1 protein-coding gene is annotated in these 1,395 nt (G+C 77.2%); it reads right to left on the reverse strand.

Annotated elements, in window-relative coordinates; all coding sequences use genetic code 11:
- Positions 1-157 precede the first annotated feature (157 nt).
- Entirely contained in the window at positions 158-1,306 is a 1,149-nt protein-coding gene (locus tag DVA66_RS20425; protein ID WP_114561577.1) for a TadA family conjugal transfer-associated ATPase, read from the reverse strand.
- Positions 1,307-1,395 lie beyond the last annotated feature (89 nt).

Consider the following 1,395-nt stretch of genomic DNA (forward strand, 5'->3'; position numbering starts at 1 on the left):
CGGGCTGCCGGCCGGCTCGACGGCGACCGGCACCGGCTCCAGCCGCCGGCTCCAGCCCGGCTCCGCCGACGGGCCGCACCACAGCAGGGCCGCCGCCACCCCCAGCGCCAGCGCCAGCACCGCCATCACCGACCTGCCCTCCCCGGTCCGGAGCCGCTCATCGCGACAGCAACCTCTCCAGCGCCTCGCCGCCGGCCTCCTTGTGAACCACACCGTCACCGAAGGTGACCGCTGGCACGGTGCGCACCCGGTCGGTGGTCTCATCGCGCAGCAGCACCGAGATGCCGTCGACCCGTCGTCGCCCGCCCTCGCGCCGGATGTGCACCACGGCGTCCAGGGCCGCAGCCGCCTGGGAGTGCAACGCCTCCCGCGACATGCCCCCGAGCGCGGCCAGCGCCTCCAACCGGGCCGGGACGTCCACCGCGCTGTTGGCGTGCACGGTGCCGCACCCGCCCTCGTGGCCGGTGTTGAGGGCGGTCAGCAGGTCGCACAGCTCCGCCCCACGGACCTCACCCAGCACCACCCGGTCGGGCCGCATCCGCAGGGCCTGCCGGACCAGGTCGCTGAGGGTGACCCGTCCGGCGCCCTCGGCGTTCGGCGGACGGCCCTCGAGCCGCACGCAGTGCGGGTGGTCGGGGTCGAGCTCGCGCGAGTCCTCGACCACCAGCAGCCGCTCCTGCGGGGGCACCAGCGAGAGCAGCGCGGCCAGCAGCGTCGTCTTGCCCGACCCCGTCCCACCGGAGACGAGGAAGGCCGCCCGGCAGGCGACCAGACCGCGCAGCAGCTCCGCCCCGGCCGGGGGCAGCGAGCCCACCCGCACCCAGTCCTGCAGGGTGAACCGGCCACGCGCCGGCACCCGCAGCGACAGGCAGGTGCCCGGGTCGGCGAGGGTGCCGAGCACCGCGTGCACCCGGGTGCCGTCGGCCAGGCGGGCGTCCACGAACGGCGCGGCGTCGTCCAGCCGGCGGCCCACCCGGGCGGCCAGCCGCGCCGCCAGCCGGCGCACCTCGTCGTCGTCGGCGAACTGCAGCTCCACCCGCTCCAACCCGTGCCCGCGGTCGAGGTAGACGTGCTGAGGACCGTTGACGAGCACGTCGGTGACCCCGGGCAGGCCGAGCAAAGGGTCGAGCGGCCCCGCCCCGAGCGCGTCGCGGCGCAGCCACTCCAGCGTCGCCAGCAACGACTCGTCGGTCACCACCCAGCCCAGGGCCCGCATCTCGCGGGCGACGTCGGCCGGGGCGGGCTCGCGGCCCAGCTCGGCCAGCCGCGGACGCAGCAGGTCGAGGTCGGGCGCTCCGAGGCTCACCGGACCAGCTCCTCGGCCAGGGCGCGCACACCGCGGCGCCACCGGCGCGAACCGGCTTGGGCCACCGCTCCGCCGCGGGCGACGGCCTG

Origin of the sequence: Desertihabitans aurantiacus (assembly GCF_003344635.1) — a bacterium.
Lineage (GTDB): Bacteria > Actinomycetota > Actinomycetes > Propionibacteriales > Propionibacteriaceae > Desertihabitans > Desertihabitans aurantiacus.